This window comes from Pedobacter sp. MR2016-19 (assembly GCF_014947265.1).
Lineage (GTDB): Bacteria > Bacteroidota > Bacteroidia > Sphingobacteriales > Sphingobacteriaceae > Pedobacter.
The window spans coordinates 1-22,328 of sequence record NZ_JADCNK010000034.1 but is presented as its reverse complement, the minus strand read 5'-3'; the positions used below and the strand labels follow the sequence as shown (position 1 = coordinate 22,328).

The 22,328-nt window shown below is 37.5% G+C and carries 23 protein-coding genes; 19 read left to right on the top strand and 4 right to left on the bottom strand.

The annotated features are described in order from the left end of the window. Nucleotide 1: 1 nt before the first annotated feature. The gene (locus IM793_RS24095) at nucleotides 2–556 is read left to right on the top strand and encodes a transposase (RefSeq protein WP_193425976.1); all 555 of its coding nucleotides are present in this window, start codon (nucleotides 2–4) and stop codon (nucleotides 554–556) included. A gap of 194 nt (nucleotides 557–750) precedes the next feature. On the opposite strand, the gene IM793_RS24090 is transcribed toward IM793_RS24095, so the two are convergent. Further along, nucleotides 751–2,709 (bottom strand): KUP/HAK/KT family potassium transporter, encoded by a 1,959-nt coding sequence (locus tag IM793_RS24090; protein ID WP_121283559.1) that lies wholly within the window; start codon nucleotides 2,707–2,709, stop codon nucleotides 751–753. Nucleotides 2,710–2,889: 180 nt separating this feature from the next. Between IM793_RS24090 and IM793_RS24085 the strand changes: the two genes are divergently transcribed. The 13 genes from IM793_RS24085 (at nucleotide 2,890) to IM793_RS24025 (ending at nucleotide 14,470) form a co-directional block, all read left to right on the top strand. Continuing rightward, on the top strand, nucleotides 2,890–3,420 hold the full coding sequence (locus IM793_RS24085; protein ID WP_193425973.1) for a T9SS type A sorting domain-containing protein: 531 nt from the start codon (nucleotides 2,890–2,892) through the stop codon (nucleotides 3,418–3,420). Nucleotides 3,421–3,495: 75 nt separating this feature from the next. After that, complete coding sequence (locus IM793_RS24080) at nucleotides 3,496–4,107, top strand: fumarylacetoacetate hydrolase family protein (protein WP_193425971.1); 612 nt, start codon at nucleotides 3,496–3,498, stop codon at nucleotides 4,105–4,107. Between the two features lie 3 nt (nucleotides 4,108–4,110). Then, complete coding sequence (locus IM793_RS24075) at nucleotides 4,111–5,844, top strand: M23 family metallopeptidase (protein ID WP_193425969.1); 1,734 nt, start codon at nucleotides 4,111–4,113, stop codon at nucleotides 5,842–5,844. Between the two features lie 205 nt (nucleotides 5,845–6,049). Next, nucleotides 6,050–6,514 carry a thioredoxin-dependent thiol peroxidase gene (bcp, locus tag IM793_RS24070; protein ID WP_193425967.1) on the top strand — a complete coding sequence of 155 codons (465 nt, stop codon included), beginning with the start codon at nucleotides 6,050–6,052 and terminating at the stop codon, nucleotides 6,512–6,514. Between the two features lie 57 nt (nucleotides 6,515–6,571). After that, complete coding sequence (locus IM793_RS24065) at nucleotides 6,572–7,417, top strand: transketolase (protein WP_121283564.1); 846 nt, start codon at nucleotides 6,572–6,574, stop codon at nucleotides 7,415–7,417. Between the two features lie 128 nt (nucleotides 7,418–7,545). After that, nucleotides 7,546–8,502: a transketolase family protein gene (locus IM793_RS24060; RefSeq protein WP_029274068.1), complete on the top strand. Its 957-nt coding sequence runs from the start codon at nucleotides 7,546–7,548 to the stop codon at nucleotides 8,500–8,502. Between the two features lie 80 nt (nucleotides 8,503–8,582). Further along, entirely contained in the window at nucleotides 8,583–9,143 is a 561-nt protein-coding gene (locus IM793_RS24055) for an RNA polymerase sigma factor (protein ID WP_132402533.1), read from the top strand. Between the two features lie 33 nt (nucleotides 9,144–9,176). Next, nucleotides 9,177–9,830 carry a hypothetical protein gene (locus IM793_RS24050; protein ID WP_193425965.1) on the top strand — a complete coding sequence of 218 codons (654 nt, stop codon included), beginning with the start codon at nucleotides 9,177–9,179 and terminating at the stop codon, nucleotides 9,828–9,830. Between the two features lie 4 nt (nucleotides 9,831–9,834). Next, nucleotides 9,835–10,275: a hypothetical protein gene (locus IM793_RS24045; protein ID WP_193425963.1), complete on the top strand. Its 441-nt coding sequence runs from the start codon at nucleotides 9,835–9,837 to the stop codon at nucleotides 10,273–10,275. A 69-nt stretch (nucleotides 10,276–10,344) separates the two neighbouring features. After that, nucleotides 10,345–11,535: an aspartate aminotransferase family protein gene (locus tag IM793_RS24040; protein ID WP_193425961.1), complete on the top strand. Its 1,191-nt coding sequence runs from the start codon at nucleotides 10,345–10,347 to the stop codon at nucleotides 11,533–11,535. Nucleotides 11,536–11,591: 56 nt separating this feature from the next. Next, complete coding sequence (locus IM793_RS24035) at nucleotides 11,592–12,269, top strand: response regulator transcription factor (protein WP_193425959.1); 678 nt, start codon at nucleotides 11,592–11,594, stop codon at nucleotides 12,267–12,269. A 269-nt stretch (nucleotides 12,270–12,538) separates the two neighbouring features. Next, nucleotides 12,539–13,849: a HAMP domain-containing sensor histidine kinase gene (locus IM793_RS24030; protein WP_193425957.1), complete on the top strand. Its 1,311-nt coding sequence runs from the start codon at nucleotides 12,539–12,541 to the stop codon at nucleotides 13,847–13,849. Nucleotides 13,850–13,993: 144 nt separating this feature from the next. Next, nucleotides 13,994–14,470 carry a hypothetical protein gene (locus IM793_RS24025; RefSeq protein WP_193425955.1) on the top strand — a complete coding sequence of 159 codons (477 nt, stop codon included), beginning with the start codon at nucleotides 13,994–13,996 and terminating at the stop codon, nucleotides 14,468–14,470. 126 nt (nucleotides 14,471–14,596) lie between these two features. On the opposite strand, the gene IM793_RS24020 is transcribed toward IM793_RS24025, so the two are convergent. From IM793_RS24020 to panB, 3 genes are all read right to left on the bottom strand, one after another. Further along, nucleotides 14,597–15,025: a hypothetical protein gene (locus tag IM793_RS24020; protein ID WP_193425953.1), complete on the bottom strand. Its 429-nt coding sequence runs from the start codon at nucleotides 15,023–15,025 to the stop codon at nucleotides 14,597–14,599. A gap of 111 nt (nucleotides 15,026–15,136) precedes the next feature. Then, nucleotides 15,137–15,823, bottom strand: a complete 687-nt coding sequence (locus IM793_RS24015) for an RluA family pseudouridine synthase (protein WP_193425951.1) — start codon at nucleotides 15,821–15,823, stop codon at nucleotides 15,137–15,139. Between the two features lie 150 nt (nucleotides 15,824–15,973). Next, complete coding sequence (panB, locus tag IM793_RS24010; RefSeq protein WP_193425949.1) at nucleotides 15,974–16,789, bottom strand: 3-methyl-2-oxobutanoate hydroxymethyltransferase; 816 nt, start codon at nucleotides 16,787–16,789, stop codon at nucleotides 15,974–15,976. Between the two features lie 321 nt (nucleotides 16,790–17,110). Here panB and carA point away from each other — a divergent pair, with 321 nt between their 5' ends. From carA to IM793_RS23985, 5 genes are all read left to right on the top strand, one after another. Further along, complete coding sequence (gene carA / locus IM793_RS24005; RefSeq protein ID WP_193425947.1) at nucleotides 17,111–18,223, top strand: glutamine-hydrolyzing carbamoyl-phosphate synthase small subunit; 1,113 nt, start codon at nucleotides 17,111–17,113, stop codon at nucleotides 18,221–18,223. A gap of 198 nt (nucleotides 18,224–18,421) precedes the next feature. Continuing rightward, nucleotides 18,422–19,186, top strand: a complete 765-nt coding sequence (locus IM793_RS24000; protein WP_193425945.1) for an ABC transporter ATP-binding protein — start codon at nucleotides 18,422–18,424, stop codon at nucleotides 19,184–19,186. Between the two features lie 180 nt (nucleotides 19,187–19,366). Further along, complete coding sequence (locus tag IM793_RS23995; RefSeq protein ID WP_193425943.1) at nucleotides 19,367–20,443, top strand: ABC transporter permease; 1,077 nt, start codon at nucleotides 19,367–19,369, stop codon at nucleotides 20,441–20,443. Between the two features lie 114 nt (nucleotides 20,444–20,557). Continuing rightward, nucleotides 20,558–21,514: a Fic family protein gene (locus tag IM793_RS23990; protein WP_193425941.1), complete on the top strand. Its 957-nt coding sequence runs from the start codon at nucleotides 20,558–20,560 to the stop codon at nucleotides 21,512–21,514. A 55-nt stretch (nucleotides 21,515–21,569) separates the two neighbouring features. Beyond that, the gene (locus IM793_RS23985) at nucleotides 21,570–22,253 is read left to right on the top strand and encodes a hypothetical protein (RefSeq protein ID WP_193425939.1); all 684 of its coding nucleotides are present in this window, start codon (nucleotides 21,570–21,572) and stop codon (nucleotides 22,251–22,253) included. Nucleotides 22,254–22,328 lie beyond the last annotated feature (75 nt).

Below are 22,328 nucleotides of genomic sequence, written 5' to 3'. Positions count from 1 at the left end.
TATGAAATACAATCCTTTAATACATCATCGAAGATCGATCAGGTTAAAGGGTTACGACTATTCAAAAGCAGGGGCATATTTCATCACGATCTGCTGTGAAGATAGAATCCATAGATTTGGAAAAGTTTCAGGTAATGAAATGATTTTAAATCAGTCTGGAACTATCGCTTATAACGAATGGATTAATTTAGCGGAGAGATTTCCGAATTTTGAACTTGATGTTTTTCAGATCATGCCGAATCACATGCATGGCATAATCGTCTTATCAGATCGAACTACTGTCGGGGCGACCCTTGAGGTCGCCCAAGAAGAAAACGAGATAAAAAGGGCGACCGCAAGGGTCGCCCCGACAATTGCTGAAATCGTCGGAGCTTACAAATCAATTGTTTCAAATGCATGCATGCAGTTGTTCAAGTCACACAATAAAATAATGGGAAAGCTTTGGCAGCGTAATTATTACGAACACATCATTCGCGATGAAAGAGCATATCAGAACATTTCAAATTATATCATCAACAATCCCAGCAAGTGGGATGAAGATAAATTTCATCTATAACAAAAATCCCCTTTCTTTAATAGAAAGAGGATTGTATTTATTTTTTCTTGATAAATGCCATTGCGGTAATCATCACGAGTCCTAATCCAGATGCAATCATGTAGTTATTCGCATGATCAAGATGGTATATTTTGGCTGCAGGACCTGCTATAAATAACACGGTTCCAAAAATTAAAATCGCAGTCCTCATTTAATTAAACCGGGAGTCTGTGTAATTCAATATCATCAGGCGTAACGAAAATCAACGGTACCTTCTCTACATCCACATAACTGCTATCCAAACCAAAACTTCGCTCCTCAGACAAACTTAGTTTTTTAAGGATAAAATAGTAATCCATAATCTGTCTCTCGTAGAAACTTAACTTGGTAAACTTAGATAAATGTTTTTCCAACAGCACAAACCTGAAATCGCCTGCAATTTTATGCTTGTTTAACGAAGTGTACTGGCTGGTAATATCGATCTCTCCATTTTTCACTAATTCTTCAACTACCTTACGGTAAAGTAAATTTACACGTTGCTCAATCCTGAATCCTAACCTAAAGTCGATTCTGATTAATTTACCGGGAATTAAAAATTCAACTTTATAATCTAAAGTATACGGCTCATCCATTACGTCAACGTGTACCAACCAATATACGTCAGCACGTTTTGGCTCTTTTTGAATAATGGAATAGATAATTTTGGATTCAATCTCCGTTTTAAAGTTGGCACTAGTTAAATAAACCAGCTGAGAAGAGTATTTTGGAACCGATTCATCGCTGCTCAGTTCAGTTAAAATCTCATAATAATCCTCAATTTCTACATATTTAACAAAGCGGTTTTTGATTTTCCGGGCTACAAACCAACTCCACATCACCGTAAATAAGAAGGAACCGATTAATACGGTTACCCAACCGCCATGTAAGAATTTAGTTAAATTACTGATCAAAAATGTACCCTCAATAATGACATAGGTAAAAAAGAATAACGCGATCAGATATCTCGGAAAACGTCTGCTTCTTAAATAAAAACTCACCAGGATGGTGGTCATTAACATGGCTATGGTTATAGATAAACCATAGGCCGCGTCCATTCTCTCTGCTTTCTGAAACAAGAATACAATACCACAGCAACCAATCCATAACATCCAGTTAATGGAAGGAACGTATAACTGGCCTTTAGAAACTGATGGGTAGACTATTTTAATTTTTGGCCAAAGGTTTAAGCGTACTGCCTCAGCAATTAAAGTAAACGAGCCACTAATTAAAGCCTGACTGGCAATTACTGCCGCCATAGTAGCGAGTATAACCATTGGAATTTGAAACTGATCTGGAACGATCTGGAAAAATGGGTTCATTTTAGCTCCCGGCACATAACTGCCACTGTTCTGCAAAATCCAAACACCCTGTCCCAAATAGTTTAGAATAAGGGTCAGTTTTACAAAGATCCAACTGATCCTAATGTTATTTCTACCGCAATGGCCTAAGTCAGAATATAAAGCCTCTGCCCCAGTTGTACATAAAAACACACCACCCAGAATTAAAAATGCCAGTTTGTTAGTCACTAATAAATGAATGGCATAGTAAGGGTTAAATGCTTTAAGGATGCTGAAATCTTTAATAATAAAAGACACGCCCAAAACACCTAGTACAGCAAACCAAACAAACATTACGGGACCAAATAGCTTGCCTACCATATTGGTACCGAACTGCTGGATAATAAATAAGATGGTTAAAATGGTGATTACAATTGGAATAACCGGTACATCAAATTTACTGGTAAGCCCTTCAATGGCTGATGTTACCGTAATACTGGGCGTGATAATACCATCTGCAAGTAGTGCACAACCACCTACAACAGCTGGTACCACCAGCCATTTAGCCTTTTTGCGCACAAGGGAAAATAAAGAGAAAATACCACCTTCACCTTTATTATCTGCCCTAAGGGTAATAATAACATACTTAATGGTGGTTTGTAAGGTTAATGTCCAGATTATACAAGATAAAACGCCTAAAACATTTGTTGGATTGATATCTTGCTTTCCCCCTAAAATTGTTGTAAAAATTGCATTTAAGGTATACAAGGGCGATGTACCAATGTCACCAAATACAATTCCTAAACTAATTAGAACACCGCCGGCAGTTAACGCATTGACATTTTTATGATTTGACACTTCGTTGATTATTTAAGTGCGGCAAAAGTAAACTAACTATAACAATTTAACAACCAAATTATTGTGTATTTTCAACACTATGAAAATTAAATTTTATTGTTAAATTGTGTTAAATTATGGGTTTTAAACAAAATGTTTAATTTCTTTGTTTTAAATTAATACATTTGCTATACCAATTTGATGAAACTCTACACTAGGATAACGTTACTCACAAAACTCGCCTGCACATTGTGCATTGTTTTGTTATGCAGCTTAAATTCCTGGTCACAACAGAGTGATAGCATTCACATCAGCTTAAAAAACAGAACAAAAAAAATAAGCCGAATTCCTGAAATCAAAGCCAATATTACGCCCTACAAGCCGTTTTACATGACAATTGGTGGTTCCGGAATGTTCAATACTTCTTCTACAGTTCCTAAAACTGCAACAGTTGTAGCAAAAGATAAATTGTTAAGTATTTTAAAAATATATCCTAATCCGGTAGAGGATCAGTTGAATATTATTTTATCTATTGGAAAAGATGGCACCCAAACAACGATCAAAATTATCGATTTATTGGGAAATGAAGTAGCAACACTTTTGAACGAACGTTTAAATGCCGGCGAGCATAATAAAAATTTTGTAGTTCCTAACAGAATTAACCCAGGCATCTACTTTTTAAGGGTTATTGCAGGCTCAGAAAGCCAGGTAAAACGGATCTCAGTTTTATAACACCATTTTCTTTTCTATTTTTGATTGATGCGGAATTAATTCCCGTCTATTTTATCATATTTCATATTCTTAAGAATGAAGATCATCGCCATTGGCCGAAATTATGCCGAACATGCAAAAGAGCTGAACAATCCAGTTCCAACCACACCAGTAATTTTCCTGAAACCTGATACAGCTGTTTTAAAAGATAATAAACCTTTTTACCTGCCCGATTTTTCTGATGATATTCATTACGAACTTGAAGTGGTATTAAAAATCTGCAAGGAAGGGAAACATATTGCCGAGAAATTTGCTGCTAACTATTTTGATGAAGTTGGATTAGGAATCGATTTCACTGCACGAGATATCCAGAGCAAACATAAAGAGAAGGGATTACCCTGGGAGTTGGCCAAAGCTTTTGATCACTCTGCGCCGATCAGTATTTTTCAGCCTAAAAGTGATTATGAAGACCTTTACAATTTAAATTTTGAGTTAAACATAAATGGCGAAAGCCGCCAGGTTGGCCATACTAAAGATTTGTTATTCTCGTTCGAGAAGATAATCAGTTTTGTTTCTCAATATATTACTTTAAAAAAAGGAGACTTAATTTTTACCGGCACACCTCAGGGCGTTGGAAAAATAAATAAAGGCGATAAACTGGAAGCCTGGTTAGCAGGAAAGCAACTTTTAAATTTTGATGTAAAGTAACGAATGATTAAAAACCCGATCCAAAATAAGTTTAAATTTTCCATTTCAGTTTGTCTTTTATTTGCTTCAACTTTTGTTCAGGCGCAACAGATTTATAGTACGAATAAATACCCGATTACAGATTTCAGGCAACCTTTAGATATTAGCCCTCCTGCCCTGGCGGGTTCATTCGGCGAAATCAGAGGCAATCACTTTCATTCCGGAATCGATTTCAGGACCAATCAGCGCGAAGGTTATCCTGTTTATGCAGTAGCCGATGGTTATATTTCGAGGTTAAGGGTTCAAAACAGTGGTTTCGGACAGGCCTTGTACATTAATCACCCTAATGGGTTTACTACTGTTTACGGACACTTACAGCGTTTCGCTCCAAAAATTGCTACGATTGTTAAAAACCTTGAATATGAAAAAAAATCGTTTGAGATTGATGAATTTCCGGATGCCACATTAATCCCGGTACATAAAGGCGAAATTATTGCCTGGTCTGGTAACCGTGGCAGTTCAGGCGGACCGCATTTGCATTTCGAAATCAGAGATACTAAAACTGAAGAAACCATAAATCCGCAATTTTTCGGGATTATCATTCCGGATAATATTCCGCCTGTTATACATGGATTGTACGTGTACCGTTTAAATGGCAAAACCTTTAACGAAAATACACCAAAACAGGCTATTGGCATTAGTGGAGCAAATGGTAGTTATAAAACCGCTGCCCCCATTAGTTTAACCGGTGAGGTTGGTTTCGGTATCGTAGTAACCGATCGGCATAATGGTTTATCGGGCACCAATGGTGTATATTCTATTCAGCTCGAAGTAGATGGCAAGAAAGTATATACTTCTGCACTTGAACGTTTTGCTTTCGAAGATAGTAAAGCAATTAATTCGCATATCGATTATCCTACCTACCTAAATACCAAAAGAAGTATCCAGAAAAGTTTTGTTGAGCCTGGCAACCCTTTAAAAATTTATAGCGGTTTAATCAATAATGGCAGAATTAATTTTAATGATGGCGCTACGCATCAGCTTCGCTACATCATCACCGATTCGAAAGGAAATTCATCTGTTTTGCCTTTCACGGTAAATGCGGGTTCAGCACCTATCGCAACACCAGTTATCCCCCCTGGAATAATTTATCCATATAATAAGGTGAATGAATTTAATACCGAAGATATTAAGGTAGTTTTCCCGCAGGGGACATTGTACAGCGATTTAAATTTCACTTATAAAAAACTACCTAAACCAACTGGAAATGCCTGGTCAGCTGTGCATCAGATCCACAATAGGTATACCCCATTGCATATTGGTTTCAATATTTCGATTAAGGCTGATAATCTTCCTGAGAACTTAAAAAACAAAGCTTTGATTGTAAACTCAAATGGCTCATCGCAAGGCGGATTTTTCGAAAGTGGTTATGTTAAGGCTACACCAAAAAACTTTGGCAGCTTTTATATTGCAATCGATACCATTGCGCCTAGGATAATACCGGTAAATATCTCGGAAGGAAAAAATATGGCCGGTTTATCTAAAATATTTTTTAAGATCAGCGATAATCTATCCGGGATAAAAAGTTTTAATGGCTATATAGATGGTAAATGGGCTTTGATGGAATTCGATACCAAAACCGCAACCTTATGGCACAGTTTCGACGAAAGAACAACTTCCGGAAAACATACACTTGAGCTGGTTGTGGCAGACATGAAAGAGAATACCCGAAAATACAAGGTAACATTTATTAGATAGGGGCAGGATATTTTGGATTTCGTGACCATAAGATACCAACTTTTCACAAATTAAACCAAGAAATGTCATCTTTTAATATATATCCAACAGTATAATAGCATAAACTGTTTAAATTGCAAGCATGAATTAAACATGCTATCATTCAAAATTCAATCGTTTAATTATACTCCATTATTAAAGCATTCAAATTCAATCATTATTAAATATGGCAGAGTTAAAAGAAGGTGATCAGGCACCAGCAATTACATCAAAAGATCAAAATGGAACTGAAGTTTCGCTAAGCGATTATAAAGGCAAAACAGTTGTACTTTATTTTTACCCAAAAGATGATACTCCTGGTTGTACCGCCGAAGCTTGCGATTTCAGAGATAACTACCAGGGTTTACAGGCCAAAGACATTGTAGTTTTAGGCGTTAGCGTCGACGATGAAAAATCGCACCAGAAATTTGTAACCAAACACAATTTACCATTTACCCTACTGGCCGATACCGATCAGAAAATTGTAAATGACTACGGAGTTTGGGCAGAAAAAAACATGTATGGTAAAAAATACATGGGCACGCTTCGCACCACTTTCATTATAGATGGCGATGGAAAAATTAGCCATATCATCAAAAAAGTTGACACCAAAAACTCAACACAACAAGTACTCAATTTAATCAATAACTAATTATGATATAGCGGTTAAAATATTAACTTTGCTATGTAACAACAACCTCTTATTTTAATGAAACATACAATTAAAGAGCTAGAAGATATTGCCTCTCAAATCAGAAGAGATATCGTAAGAATGGTTCATGGATGCCAATCTGGCCACCCAGGTGCTTCGCTTGGATGCGCTGATTTTTTTACCGCTTTATATTTTGAAGTGTTGAACCACAAGACAGATTTCACGATGGAAGGCGCAGGCGAAGATTTATTCTTCCTTTCGAATGGACATATTTCTCCGGTTTGGTACAGTACACTGGCTCATGCTGGTTATTTCGATAAAAGCGAACTGGCAACTTTCCGTAAACTGGACTCCAGATTACAAGGTCACCCAACTACCCACGAGCATTTACCAGGTATCCGTATTGCTTCAGGCTCATTAGGCCAGGGCTTATCAGTTGCCATTGGTGCAGCGTTGGCTAAAAAGTTAAATGGCGACAAATCTCATGTTTTTGCCTTATTGGGTGATGGAGAATTACAGGAAGGACAAAACTGGGAAGCAGCAATGTTCGCCCCTTTCAATAAAGTTGATCATTTAATTGCATCGGTTGATTATAACGGACAGCAGATTGATGGCCCTACGAGTAAAGTTCTTGCCTTAGATGATTTACAAGCTAAATTCGAAGCTTTCGGATGGCACGTAATCAATACTGACGGTAATGATATGCAAGCTATAGTTGAGGGTTTACATTATGCTAAAACCTTAACCGGAAAAGGTAAACCGATTATGAATTTAATGAGCACACAGATGGGTGCCGGTGTAGATTATATGGTGGGTTCACACAAATGGCATGGTACTGCTCCGAATGATGAGCAATTAGCAGTTGCATTAGCGCAATTACCAGAAACTTTAGGGGATTACTAGCCCCCTTACCCCCTGAAGGGGGAGTAAATAACTTTTAATTTTAACTACAAATAAAGCCCCTTTAGGGGTTTGGGGTATGAAAACCTGCGAAGCAAGCTTGAACACCTTTAAATAAAAAATATAGGCTCGTGAAAAAATATACATATACAGAAAAAAAAGATACACGTTCGGGTTTTGGAGCTGGCTTACATGAAGCCGGAAAGAAAAACGAAAATGTGGTTGCCTTATGTGCCGATTTAGTTGGATCGCTTAAAATGGATGCTTTTATTAAAGATTTTCCGGAGCGTTTTACACAGGTTGGTATTGCAGAAGCAAATATGATCGGTATTGCAGCAGGTATGACAATTGGCGGTAAAATTCCATTTACAGGTACTTTTGCCAATTTCTCTACAGGTCGTGTTTACGATCAGATCCGCCAATCGGTAGCTTATTCTAATAAAAACGTTAAAATCTGTGCATCTCACGCAGGTTTAACCTTAGGCGAAGATGGTGCAACCCACCAGATTTTAGAAGATATAGGCTTAATGAAAATGTTGCCGGGAATGGTTGTAATCAATCCTTGCGATTACAATCAGACTAAAGCAGCAACTATGGCCATTGCAGAATACGAAGGTCCGGTTTATTTACGTTTTGGTCGTCCGGTAATCCCCGTGTTTACAGATCCAGATCAAAAATTTGAGATCGGTAAAGCATGGATGGTTAACGAAGGAACCGATGTTACTATTATTGCTACAGGCCATATGGTTTGGAAAGCGATTGAAGCTGGTGAGAAATTAGCTGAATTGGGCATAGATGCCGAAATTATTAACATCCATACCATTAAACCTTTGGATGATGAGGCCATCTTAAAATCTGTTAAGAAAACCGGATGCGTGGTTACCTGCGAAGAGCACAATAAATTTGGCGGCCTGGGCGAAAGCGTAGCACGTTTGTTAACTACTGAATTACCAACTCCACAAGAGTTTGTAGCCACTAACGATACTTTTGGTGAAAGCGGAACTCCAGATCAATTAATGTCTAAATATGGCTTAGATGCTGTAAACATTGTTGAAGCGGTTCAAAAAGTAATTGGCAGAAAAAAATAGATTTGAGAAATTAGATATGAGGTTTGAGACATAATTCAAATCTCATATCTCAATTCTTACATCTCACATCTAAAAATACAATGAAACAAGTTGAAGATTCAGAAATTCTTGCCATGTTTGCTGTCGAGCATACGCGTAATGAAGCCTTTAACCTGTTGCTAAAAAAATACCAGCAAAAAATATACTGGCATATCCGCAGGCTGGTTTTAAACCATGATGACTGCGATGACCTCTTGCAGGAAGTATTTGTTAAAGTTTGGAAAAATCTCGATAAATTTAGAAGCGATTCTCAGCTCTATACGTGGATTTACCGTATTGCCACCAACGAATCGATTACCTTCTTAAATAAACAAAAGCAGCGTAACAATACCCCTTTGGATGAGGTTTCATCCGAGCTTGCCGATAATCTGGTGGCATCATCATATTTTAACGGCGATAAGCTTGAGCTCAAATTGCAAAAAGCAATTCTCACCTTACCTGAGAAACAACGCATTATCTTTAATATGAAATATTTTGATGATATGAAATATGAAGAGATTTCAGAGGTACTGGGAACCTCGGTAGGTGCGCTAAAAGCATCATTTCACATTGCTGCAAAAAAAATTGAAGCTTTTATTACAAATGATGAAGTAGACTATTAAACCTTTTCACTTTAATTGTATCATATATCTGTGATGAACGAAAATATAGAAAATAACGATTGGATGAACGAGGCTCCTGCACTTGCGGCTATGGGGAAACGTAATCCTTTCTCCGTTCCTGATGGATATTTCGAAAATAGTGATGAGGCCATTTTTTCTGCTGTTTTCTTAGATGGATTGCAACAGAAAACCATTAAAAACAATTTTGAAGTTCCGCCGCATTATTTTGAAAACTTAACAGAACAAATACAAACCCGAATTGTTCTGTCTGAAATGCCTAAGGCAGAAAATACTTTTACAGTACCTGAAAATTATTTCGATAAGCTACAAAGTAGAATTATCGATAGGATTGCAGCATCGGAATCTAAAAAGGAGGCTAAAGTTATTCCTTTATGGCGAAGAAACATCGTTAAATATGCAAGTGCGGCCTGTTTCTTATTAATGGCTTCGTTTGGCATTTATTTTTACCAGAACAGCACCAATACCGTTCAGCAAGTACAATCTGCCGAAACAGTAAATGAACAAATGTTATACGACATTGACGAAAGCACGATCATTGATCATTTAGAAACGCAAAATACTACATCGTCTAATATAAAAACTACTTCTGCGTCAGATACAGAAATGGAAAACTACATCCTGAGTAATTTCTCTTCAAGTGATTTATCTCAGGAACTAAATAATTAAAATAATGAAGAATTTACTTTTTGTTGCTTTAATGTTTCTATTGCCTACAACACTTTTGGCTCAAAGACCAAAGAGCGAGGAAATCGAATCACTTAAAATAGCTTTTTTCACTCAAAAACTGGACCTATCACCAGAAGAGGCTAAAATTTTCTGGCCAATTTATAATGATATGCAGGCAGAACAAAGTGCCCTGCGCAAAGAACGCATGCAGAAAATGATCTCTTTCAGAAAAACGACTGAAATAGATAATTTAACGGATGCACAGGTACAGAGCTTAATTACCAGCGAATTTGATTTTAAACAAAGAGATCTTAATCTCGATAAAAAATATTACAACAAACTTAAATCGGCATTGCCAATAAAAATTGTTGGGAAGTTTTACCGGGCTCAAGAAGGTTTTAAACGCGAGTTACTCAACCGATTTAAAGGCGGCCAAAAGCAATAAAGAAAAGACTTACAGCAATGTAGGTCTTTTTTGTTTTAAAGCACTCTTTCATTTCCGTACTTTTGTGCCATGCTTACCCAACGTCAGTTGTTTTTACAACACAATGCACAAACCTCTCCAGAGCCGCTTATGCTCGAATTTGTAAGGGCAAAAGGAATCTATATTTACGATGCGCAGAACAAAAAACACATCGATCTTATTGCCGGTATCGGTGTAAGTAATGTTGGTCATTGTCATCCTGCGGTAGTGAAGGCCATTCAGGATCAGGCAGAAACCTATATGCACCTCATGGTGTATGGCGAATATGTACAAACTCCTCAGGTAAATTTTGCCAAAGCACTTGCCGAAATTTTACCCGAAAGCCTGAGCTGTACATACTTTTTAAACTCTGGAACCGAGGCTGTAGAAGGCGCCATGAAACTGGCTAAACGTTATACTGGCCGAAAAGGATTTATTGCCTGCAAAAATGCTTATCATGGCAGTACGCAAGGTGCAGAAAGTTTAATGGAAAGTGATTTTTATTCGTCTGGCTACGGTCCTTTCTTGCCACACGTAAGTTTTATTGAGCATAACAACCTTGCTGATCTCGAAAAAATTACTACAGAAATTGCTGCTGTTTTTATTGAGCCTATACAAGGTGAAGCTGGAATAAGGGTTGCTGATTTGAAGTATATGCAGGCTTTACGGGATAAATGCACAGCAACAGGCACATTATTAATTTTCGATGAAATACAATCAGGTTTTGGCCGCAGCGGTAAAATGTTCGCCTTTCAGCACTATAATGTAGTACCAGATGTGCTACTGTTAGCGAAGGGAATTGGAGGTGGAATGCCAATCGGCGCCTTTATCAGTTCGTTAGCGATTATGTCGGTATTATCACATACACCAATCTTGGGTCACATGACTACCTTTGGCGGTCATCCGGTTTGCTGCGCTGCCGGATTGGCTACTTTACGCACCTTGGTTGATGGTCATATCGTGGATGAAGTTGAAGAAAAAGGTCAGTTGTTTAAACAGCTTTTAAAACATCCTGCCATTAAAGAAATCAGGGGAAAAGGTTTAATGCTTGCGGTGGAGTTTGAGAATTTCGAGATCAATAAAAAAATCATCGATGCCTGTATTTTGGATGGCGTATTATCAGACTGGTTTTTACATTGCAGCAATTCTATGCGGATAGCTCCACCACTAATTATTACTGAAGAAGAAATTAAAGAAGCTTGCAAGACCATCTTAAAAAATATTAACTTAGTTGCAGGGTAAAAAGCATAGGGCATAATTAAAATGCTGAAAAATAAAACTACTAACTGTTAGCTGAAATGAATGTATTAATCGTTGAAGATGAAAAAAGCCTGGCGCTTGAAATGGATGAATTCTTAAGTAAAGAGGGATTTATTGTAGAGCATGCCTGGAAAAAATCTTCTGCTGAAGAAAAGATATTTGTAAATAATTACGATTTTATTTTATTAGACCTGGGCTTACCAGATGGTGATGGTTTTGAAATTTTAAAACAGTTAAAGGCCATGAAAGACCGTGATGATGCTGTAATCATTTTAACCGCCCGTAGTGCTGTTGATGACCGGATTAAAGGTCTTGATGAGGGCGCAGACGATTATTTACCAAAGCCATTTTCACTAAATGAACTCTTAGCGCGAATGCACGCCATTACGCGTAGAAAACATAAATTAGAGAAAAACGAGGTAAACATTCACGATTTCATGCTCAATATCCAAAATAGAACTGTCTCTTTTGGTGATGAAAGATTAAACCTGACCAAAAAGGAGTTCGAGATATTTAACTATCTGGTGTTGAACAAAAACCGAGTGGTATCGAGAATGAGTTTAACTGAACATGTTTGGGGTGATATTTTAGAAGTCAATTCAGATTCAAACTTTGTTGATGTTCATGTTAAAAACCTGAGAAAAAAACTTGCAGGGATTAGTCCGATAGACTGGTTTGAAACGGTAAGAAGTATAGGATATAGGATTAATTGCTAGGAGTCGGGAAGTCAGGAGTCAGAGATCCGAAGATTAAGAGATTGATAGTTAATAGTTGATAGGCTATAACCAAACTGCTATTCATAGTTGATTGATAATAGCTACAATAATTATAATTTATAAACGCTATGCTATTTAACCATGAACCATAAGGTAAGTTAGGTTTGAACCTTTGGTGGTTAGCGCTTAGCGTCAATTAACCGATTTAAACAGTTAACCCATCGATAAATAAACCCTCGTCCATCTTACATAAAACATCTTCCATATAAATGAAGTTACAGGTTAAGTTTTCTTTATATAATGCAGTAACCAAAATTGCCATCATCCTGGTATTAGGTGCTATCATTTTATTCTCATTAGACAGACTTGCTTATAACCAGCTCGACAACCGTTTAATCAAAAAGAAGAACAAAATCATCAAAAATTTAAATGATAATGAGATCGACAGCCTTTTAAATAAAGAACAATCATTTACCGACTACAATATTTTAAAGGAAGAATTTATTGTGTTAACGGATATACCCGACAATCAAAAAGATTCTACCGCGAAGGTATTTACCGAAAAAAGAGAAATAGAGGGCGATATTGAAGTATACCGCATTTTAAACTACAAGTTCTCTTACCATACAAACTGGTACAACTTAGAGATTGGGGAAACAATGACAGCACTTCAATCTATTAAAAATTCGATCCGTTTTTATATGCTGATTGTACTTGTTGCTGCTTTGTTGATTACCCTAGTTGCCGACTTTACCTTCTCTAACTTTCTGCTCAAACCATTTTACCGCATTATTGATAAAAAAATTAACCTGGTTGATGATCCCACTCATTATAATTACCAGAATATACCTACCAGTACCAGTGATTTTAAAATCCTCGATAATAGCATAAATTCTTTAATGCGCAAAATAAACACACTTTTCGCTTTAGAAAAGCAGTTTATTGCCAATGTTTCGCATGAACTGCTTACCCCTATTTCAATTTTAAGTACGCGGTTTGAAAATATGCTCAATACACCAGGTATTCCCATTGAACACGAAAATAAGCTATATGCATCATTAAAAACCTTGAACCGCTTAAAGGTAATTATCAATAGTTTATTACTCATTTCGAAAGTTGAAAACAACCAGTACCTAAAAACAGAAGAAATTAGCCTCAAACAGGAAATCGATGATATATATGAAGATCTGGAAGATCGGATAGCTGATAAAAACATCAGTTATAGTGCCAACCTATCAAAAGACTTCCACTTTACAGGGAATAAAGCACTGATACACACGCTATTAATCAACATCATCAATAATGCAATTAAATACAATGTTGACAGCGGAGCAATTACCATAACCGATAATACGGAAAATGAACATTATGTACTCACCATCAGCGATACTGGATCAGGGATGAGCGCAGCATTGGTAGAAAATGCTTTCGATCGTTTTAAAAGAGGAAATAGCGAAGAAAATGGCTTTGGTTTGGGGCTGGCCATTGTGCAAAGTATCGCCAGATTCCATAAAATAGATGTCGATATCAAATCTGAAGAAAATAAAGGAACGAATATTTCCTTATCTTTTTTAAAATGATACACTGCAGATAATGCTATCACCCTTTTGTAAATACCCGCTTATAATCAAACTGGTCAGGATATGAAAGACGGGAAGGGTAATATTTTGGCAAGGCCTTTGCTTACTAATAAAATCAATCCGATAAGCAAAAAACATATCTTAATGAAAAACATCATCCCAATACTTGGAGCCGCAACTTTATTCATGGCATCTTGCCAGGGCGGAACAGCAAAGAAAACACAAGCCAAAATAGATTCTACTATAGTAACCAATGCAGCAGCGGCAACAACCGATTCTACTCAATGTTATCAGTACATTAAAAACCGTGATACCGCTACCCTAACACTGAAGACAATTGACAAGAAGTTAACAGGCACTTTGGGCTATAATTTATACGAAAAAGATAAAAATGCAGGCACTATAGCCGGGGTTGTTAAAGGCGATACCATAATTGCAAACTATACTTTTCATTCTGAAGGCAAAACATCAATCAGGGAAGTGGCTTTTTTGAAAAAGGGCGATCAGCTGGCAGAGGGATTTGGCGATGTACAGGAAGTAAAAGGGGAAACCAAGTTCAAAGACCTAAGCAAACTAAAGTTTGATGGATCGATGACTTTTGACAAAATTGATTGTAAATAATACATCGTCATCTCAATCCATAAATCGTCATTTCGACCGCAGTGGAGAAATCTTTCACATAGTTTAAAGATTTCTCCATTTCGCTGCGCTTCAGTCGAAATGACGACCTTTCTTAGCTTTTATCCACTATTTACTCACAGCATCCTTAGCGGCCTTCGTCCATTCTTCGCTTAACTTAAGCATATAATCAGAATACTTTTGTATTTCATCTGGCTTTAGCTTACTTGCCCATCCCGTTGCCTGATTTGCCCATGCAGTGTATTTATCGCTTATGGCTTTAATTTCAGCTGCATTTTTACTTTTTACAGCTGCAACATATTCGTCTTTAAGTTTAGAATATTCAGCAAGCCCTTTGTTTACCTCTTCACTTGAGAAAGTTGGAACATCGGTTTTAACAATTTCAGTTGTTTTAGTAGTCACTTTCGTTACGGTGTCTCCATTAGCAGAAATTTCGCTAGAGTCTTTTGTCGTTTCCGTTTTTTTTGTACTATCGCAAGAAACTAGTGTAGAAGCCAACAGGCCTATCGAGGCAATAGATAAGATGGTGTTTTTCATGATTAATCTGGGTTTTATACTTAACAGACTAATATGATGCCAAATCATAAAAAATCCGGTCAAATATTTAAATATTGTGACCGGATATCTTAATTACTAAATATTGTTGTGCTATAAGTCTTCGAAGCGTTCCCAAAAACCATCAACAGGCAGCTTTGCAAATATGTTTACAGGTTCTTTTTTTACCGGGTGCATAAACTGTAGGCGACGGGCATGCAGGCAAATACTTCCTTTTCTGCTTCCTCGCGGATAACCATATTTATTATCGCCCATAATCGGACACCCCATTGAGGATAACTGAACCCTGATCTGGTGTGAGCGGCCTGTTAAAGGATCAACTTCCAGCAGGTAATAATCGCCTACCTTGGCTTTTACTTTATAAGAAAGCTCGGCCCGCTGACTGCCGGTAACTTCTGTATTATAATAAGAAACCACATTTTTCTGTGGGTTTTTAACCAGCCAATGCACCAAAGTAGCCGACTCTTTTTCTGGCTTATTCTTCACCACTGCCCAATAGGTTTTCTTTACTTCTCTATTTTTAAAAACGGCATTCATCCGCTCCAAAGCCTTACTCGTTTTGGCAAATAAGATTACTCCACTCACCGGCCGATCTAAACGGTGTACTACACCCAGAAAAGCACCATTTGGCTTATTGTACTTTTTAGCGATATACTTTTTTACCTGCTCATCCAAAGGCTCATCGCCGGTTTCATCAACCTGTACAATATCACCTGCCCTTTTATTAATGGCGATTAAATGATTATCTTCAAAAAGGATGTCGTTATCGGTAATTGGCATCGGTTAGTTTATTGGTTCATTCGTCATTAGTTCATTTGACAAAGCAAATCGTCTATTGCGAATTCTATTGGTTAATCTGTTAGTTGTTTAAAGCTGGATAGTTTATCTGCGCTTGAAAAAACTCCAAACTCAAAACACCCGGCTCCAAACTTAGTATTGTTCTTTCTCGTTCGGGAAATCGTTTCCTTTCACATCACGAATATAAGATTGCGCCGCACCTAAAATTTCATCATACAGGTTGATATACTGGCGTAAAAATCGTGGTTTAAATCCTTTGGTTAAACCAATCATATCATTTACTACCAAAACCTGTCCATCACAGTTTGGTCCGGCACCAATGCCGATAGTTGGAATATGCAAACTTTCTGTAACTTCTTTGCCTAGGGCAGCAGGAATTTTCTCCAATACAACTGCAAAACAACCTGCAGCCTGTAAGGCCAAAATATCTGTTTTTAACTTATTTGCTTCTTCTTCTTCCTTTGCACGAACGGTATAGGTTCCAAATTTGTAAATTGATTGCGGTGTTAAACCCAGGTGTCCCATTACAGGAATTCCTGCTGTAATGATACGTTGAACAGATTCAATAATTTCTTCACCGCCCTCTAATTTAACACCGTGGGCTCCTGATTCTTTCATAATCCTTATGGCGGAGTTCAAAGCTTCCTTCGAGTTTCCCTGATAGGAGCCGAAAGGTAAATCAACTACCACAAAAGCACGTTTAACGGCCCTGATTACAGATGCAGCATGATAAATCATCTGATCCAGGGTGATAGGCAAAGTTGTTTCGTGACCAGCCATTACATTCGAAGCAGAATCGCCAACCAATAAAACGTCTAATCCTGCATCGTCAAGGATGGTCGCCATCGAATAATCGTAGGCTGTTAACATCGATATTTTTTCACCACGTTGTTTCATTTCCTGTAAAATGTGCGTAGTGATGCGTTTGATTTCTTTATGTACCGACATGGGATTTGTTTTGTGTTGCCAAAAGTATTGTTTTTTCTTTAATTAAGCTGAAAGACTAAAGGTAAAAGACCAAAGCTATCTAAGGCAAAAATCATTTTTCATTTAAATCATGCTTCACCGCTTTCTGCTTTAGTCTTTCTGCTTTCAGCTTCAATCTTATTTCACTTTTCTCTTTACATTTCCGATCTTAAACCCTATCTTTGTACCCCGAAATGGAAGGGATATATTCATCTTTTTTTGCACCCTGCAAATACGGCTTTAATGCCGAAAGCCATTCTTTTTTCAACTCTTTTTTAAATCAAAATCCATATTGTAATCACCATGACTAACTACACCAAGTTACCTGCGATTTTATTACTGGCCGATGGCACAGTTTTTTACGGCAAAGCGGCCGGAAAAATTGGAACTACTACTGGCGAAATTTGTTTTAATACCGGGATGACAGGTTACCAGGAAATTTTCACCGATCCAAGTTATTTTGGACAGATAATGGTTACCACCAATGCACATATTGGTAATTATGGTATCCATAAAGATGAAATCGAATCGGGTTCGATCAAAATTGCCGGTTTAGTCTGCAAAAATTACAATATCGTTTATAGCCGTAAAGAAGCAACCGAATCTATTCAGGATTATTTCCAAAATGATAATTTAGTTGCCATTTCTGATATCGATACGCGTGCATTGGTTCGTCACATTAGAGATAAAGGCGCCATGAACGCGATCATTTCATCTGAAATTACCAACCTGGAAGAATTAAAACAAAAGCTTGCCGAAGTACCATCAATGGAAGGTTTAGAGCTTTCTTCTAAAGTAAGTACGAGCGAACCATATTTTTACGGTAACCCTGAAGCGAGCTTAAAAGTGGCTGCCCTTGATTTAGGTATCAAGAAAAACATTTTGCGCAGCTTCGAAAATCGCGATATCTACGTTCAGGTTTTTCCGGCCAAAACCACTTTTGCCGAAATGGAAAAATTTAGCCCAGATGGCTACTTTATTTCAAACGGCCCTGGCGATCCATCGGTAATGCCTTACGCGGTAGAAACGATCAAAGACATATTAGCAGAAGATAAACCATTGTTCGGTATCTGTTTAGGTCACCAGTTATTGGCCGAAGCTAACGGTATCGGTACCATGAAAATGTTTAATGGTCACCGCGGATTAAACCACCCTGTTAAAAACATTATCAAAAACCACTGCGAGGTTACTTCACAGAACCATGGTTTTGGTGTAATTCCAGATGAGGTTAGAAACTCTGATAAAGTAGAAATTACACACGTTAACTTGAATGATAAATCAATCGAGGGAATCCGTGTAAAAGGTAAAAAAGCTTTCTCAGTTCAATATCACCCGGAATCTTCTCCAGGTCCACATGATTCACGTTACTTATTCGATGATTTCGTTGAAGTAATGAAAGGTGAGCTGGTTTGGTAAGTTTGAGGTAGAAAGACCAAAGGTTAAAAGCCAAATACAATAATAAGATCTGCGGATTTGCGGCAAAAATAAGCTGCCGATCCGCAGATTTCTTTTATAACCTATTTTCGCCTGCTTAAAACATCATTTTACCGACATTTTCGGCTATGTGTTTAAAAATTCATTCCCTATTCATTTAAAGCTGCTTACATTCGCAACATGGAAACAAAAAAAGCCATTATCAGTGTTAAAGACCTGGTAAAAAAATACGATGATTTCGTGGCCGTTCAAGGGCTTAGTTTTGAGGTGTATGAGCATGAGATTTTCGGTCTGCTTGGACCTAATGGCGCTGGAAAAACCACTACCCTCGAAATTATAGAAACATTGAGAGCTAAAACATCGGGTGAAATTATTGTTGATGGTTTTTCTGTTGATAAACAGCCGCAGGATATTAAACAGATTATTGGTGTACAGCTACAGGCAGCTGGTTATTATCCGAATCTAAACCTGATCGAACTGATTGAACTTTTTGCCGGGTTATATGGCGCCAAAATTAAACCCATGGAGATGCTGGAGAAAGTAAATCTTCAGGATAAGGCCAAAGCCAAATATAAAGCACTTTCAGGCGGACAAAAGCAGCGTTTCTCTATCGCCACAACACTCATCAATCAACCAAAAATTATTTTTTTAGATGAGCCTACAACAGGCCTGGATCCACAGGCCCGCAGGAATCTTTGGGATCTGATTAAAGAAATCCGCGATGCAGGAACAACCGTGGTTATCACCACACACTATATGGACGAGGCTGAACAGCTTTGCGATCGCGTTGCTTTTGTAGAACGCGGACAAATCATCGCTCTGGATACACCTGATAATTTAATAGACCAATTAGTAAATAGTGGTTTTGAACGCAAAAAAGAGGTTAAAAAGGCCAATCTGGAAGATGTTTTCATCAATCTTACCGGGCAAGAGTGGCGTGAATAGTTTAAATTTCAAGATCTTTTGAAAAGCAAGTGCAGTATTCCAATCAATGTTACTCCCGCTTTTCGTTGCAATCTTTTTGCAAATATTCATCAAGTAGTTAAAAGATACCCGGCAAAAAGGATTTACACTTCAATCGGGTTTAAAAACATAAAACAGTGCAACTATTAATCAAAATAGTAAATGAAAAAATATAACAACCTTACAGCAACCCTAGCCCTTGCCAAAGCGAGTTTCCGGTCGATTATGCGGAGTCCATCGGCAGTAGTATTTACGCTTGCTTTTCCTTTGATATTTATCCTTGTCTTCGGATTTTTGGGTGGCGGTGGAACCCGTATCGATGTTGGGGTAACACCAGGCTCTGATGTAAACAACCCGGTAATGGGCATGTTGGAAAAAACAGGAATGATCCGTTTGGTCAAAGATAAATCAAAAGCCGAATTTGATAAATTACTTGAAAAGGGTAATGTTGATGCTATGATTGATGTACATAGAAAAATAAATTCTGCCGCCTATTCGGTTAATGTGGTGTATACATCAGCATCAAGGGATAAAGGCGGAATTTTAAAATCGGTTTTAAACAATATTTTTTACGATAAAACCTTAAAACCAACGGTAGCAGAAATAAAAGAAAGCACGATTACTGGCCGTGAGTATAAAACCATTGATTTTATTCTTCCAGGTCAGTTGGGCTTTTCGCTATTAAGCACAGGCGTTTTCGGAACAGCATTCGTATTCTTAAGTCTGCGCCAAACCCTGGTAATCAAGCGTTTTTTCGCAACTCCGGTAAGGCGTTCGAGCATTGTCATTGGCGAAGGAATTGCCCGTATTGGATTTGCCTTAATTGGTGCATTATTTATCATTTTAATTGGCCATTTCTTTTTTGGCTTTACCCTTGTACATGGCGCACTCACGGTCGTCAACATGCTTATACTGGCCACAATGGGCATTATCGTTTTTATGGGCTTTGGCTTTATTATCTCGGGCATTGCCAAAAGCGAAAGTATGGTACCTCCAATATCAAATATTATTACCCTCCCACAGTTTTTACTGTCGGGAACATTCTTTTCTATCGAGGCTTTTCCAAGTTGGTTACAGCCGATTAGCCGGGCTTTGCCACTTACCTATTTAAACGATGCCATGCGTAAAGTAGCTTTTGAAGGCTTAGGCCTATGGGATGTAAAATTCCAGATTATGATCTTATTGCTTTGGGGTATTGGCATTTATGCCGTAGCGGTAAAAGTATTTAAGTGGGAATAAGCACCCTAAAAACATTTTAAAATGATAACGTAACGTTATCATTTTTTTTTGGATAAAATATTAATATCGGATAGGTTTATTTTTAAGTATAACCGATAATTATTATCTTTGGGTATGTGTGATTTTGATTTAGGCGATTTAGAAGAGCTATTACCGCAAATAGAAAGGTTATACGAAAAAAAGGCCAGGTTAGAAACTTCAAGGCCATTGCCTAATAGCGCACTACACCGCATTAAAGAAGACCTTACGCTCGAGTGGACTTACAACTCAAACAGTATAGAAGGAAACACCTTAAGCCTGAAAGAAACCCAAATGGTTTTACAGGAAGGCATGACCGTAAAAGGAAAATCACTTAGGGAGCATTTCGAAGCCTATAACCACGAAAAAGCCATTGATTACTTATATACCTTAGTCAATAAAAACTACACCTTAAGAAGCATTGATATCCTATCCCTGCATGGCTTGGTATTGCGAAGCATTGAAGATGATTATGCGGGCCGTTTAAGAAATGGCGGAGTACGTATTGTAGGTGCAAATTTTACGCCGCCAAATGCAAATAAAGTTTCTGATCTACTTGATCAGCTGATCAAGTTTATTAACGATAATCCACTAGGGTTAAATGATATTGTATTGTCTACTATTTTCCACCATAAACTGGTTTGGATTCATCCTTTTTTTGATGGGAATGGGCGTACCGTAAGGCTTGCGATGAATTTACTACTTATGCGAAATGGCTTCCCTCCTGCTATCATCCTCAAAAACGACAGAAAGAAATACTACGAAGCACTTAATCAAGCTAACAAGGGCAATTACCATAAACTTTGTTTATTGATGCTGCAGGCCTTAGAGCGTTCGTTAAATATCTACATAAATGCATTGCCTGGAAACAATTATGGGGATTATGAACCTATATCACAAATTGTTTCAGAACCTGAGTTTCCTTATGGCCAGGAGTATGTGAGCCTATTGGCAAGGCAAGGCAAAATAGATGCCTATAAAGAAGGCAGAGATTGGCTTACCACAAAATCTGCAGTACAAAGTTATATCAAAACACGCAAGAGAAAACGTTAACCTTTTTTAACTTTTCAGTGAATGATATTGCTGTAATTTTACAGAAAAATTTTTAATGAAAAGTCTGATCATCTTTTGCAGTATTTTATTGATTGCCAATACTTCGAAAGCACAGTTTAAATTCCTGGCAAATAACAGTTCTGACCAATACAAGGCTAAAATTTTTGTTGATAAATGTGAAGGGAATGCTTGTAGTGGAAAAGCCACTGTAATTGTTTATGATAAGGTTACAGACAGAGAAGTAGATACCTTCCACTCTGAAGACCTGGATTTTGGCTTAACTGAGACTCAAAATGCCAAACTTGGATGGCTGGAACTTGGCAAATACCAGACACCTTTAATTTTTGGCGATTTTAATTTTGACGGCCTTGAAGATCTTGCGATCAGAAATGGCAATAAAGGTGCTTATTCGAGTCCATCTTATGATGTTTATTTGGCAGCAGCAGAAAACAAATTCCTACCAAACAGTGAACTCACTAAACTGGCAAGTGAAAATTTAGGGATGTTTGATGTTGATAAAAAAACAAAGCAAATTGCTATTCATCAAAAAGATGGTTGTTGTTTTGACAAAACCATCAACTACAAATTTGACGCTAAAAACATACCATACGAAGACTCATCGGTAATTGAAGATTCGAGCATTGCCGATATTGTTACTGTGATTACTCAAAAAATTGTTGACGGAAAAATAAAAAGAACCGTGCAAAAATTTAAGATGAAAGATTATTATAATCAATAAGTCGAATTTTCAACCACAGATGCACACGGATTTCTGCGTTCGTTCCCTTTTTATCTTTGTCTAGCGGTAACGTTC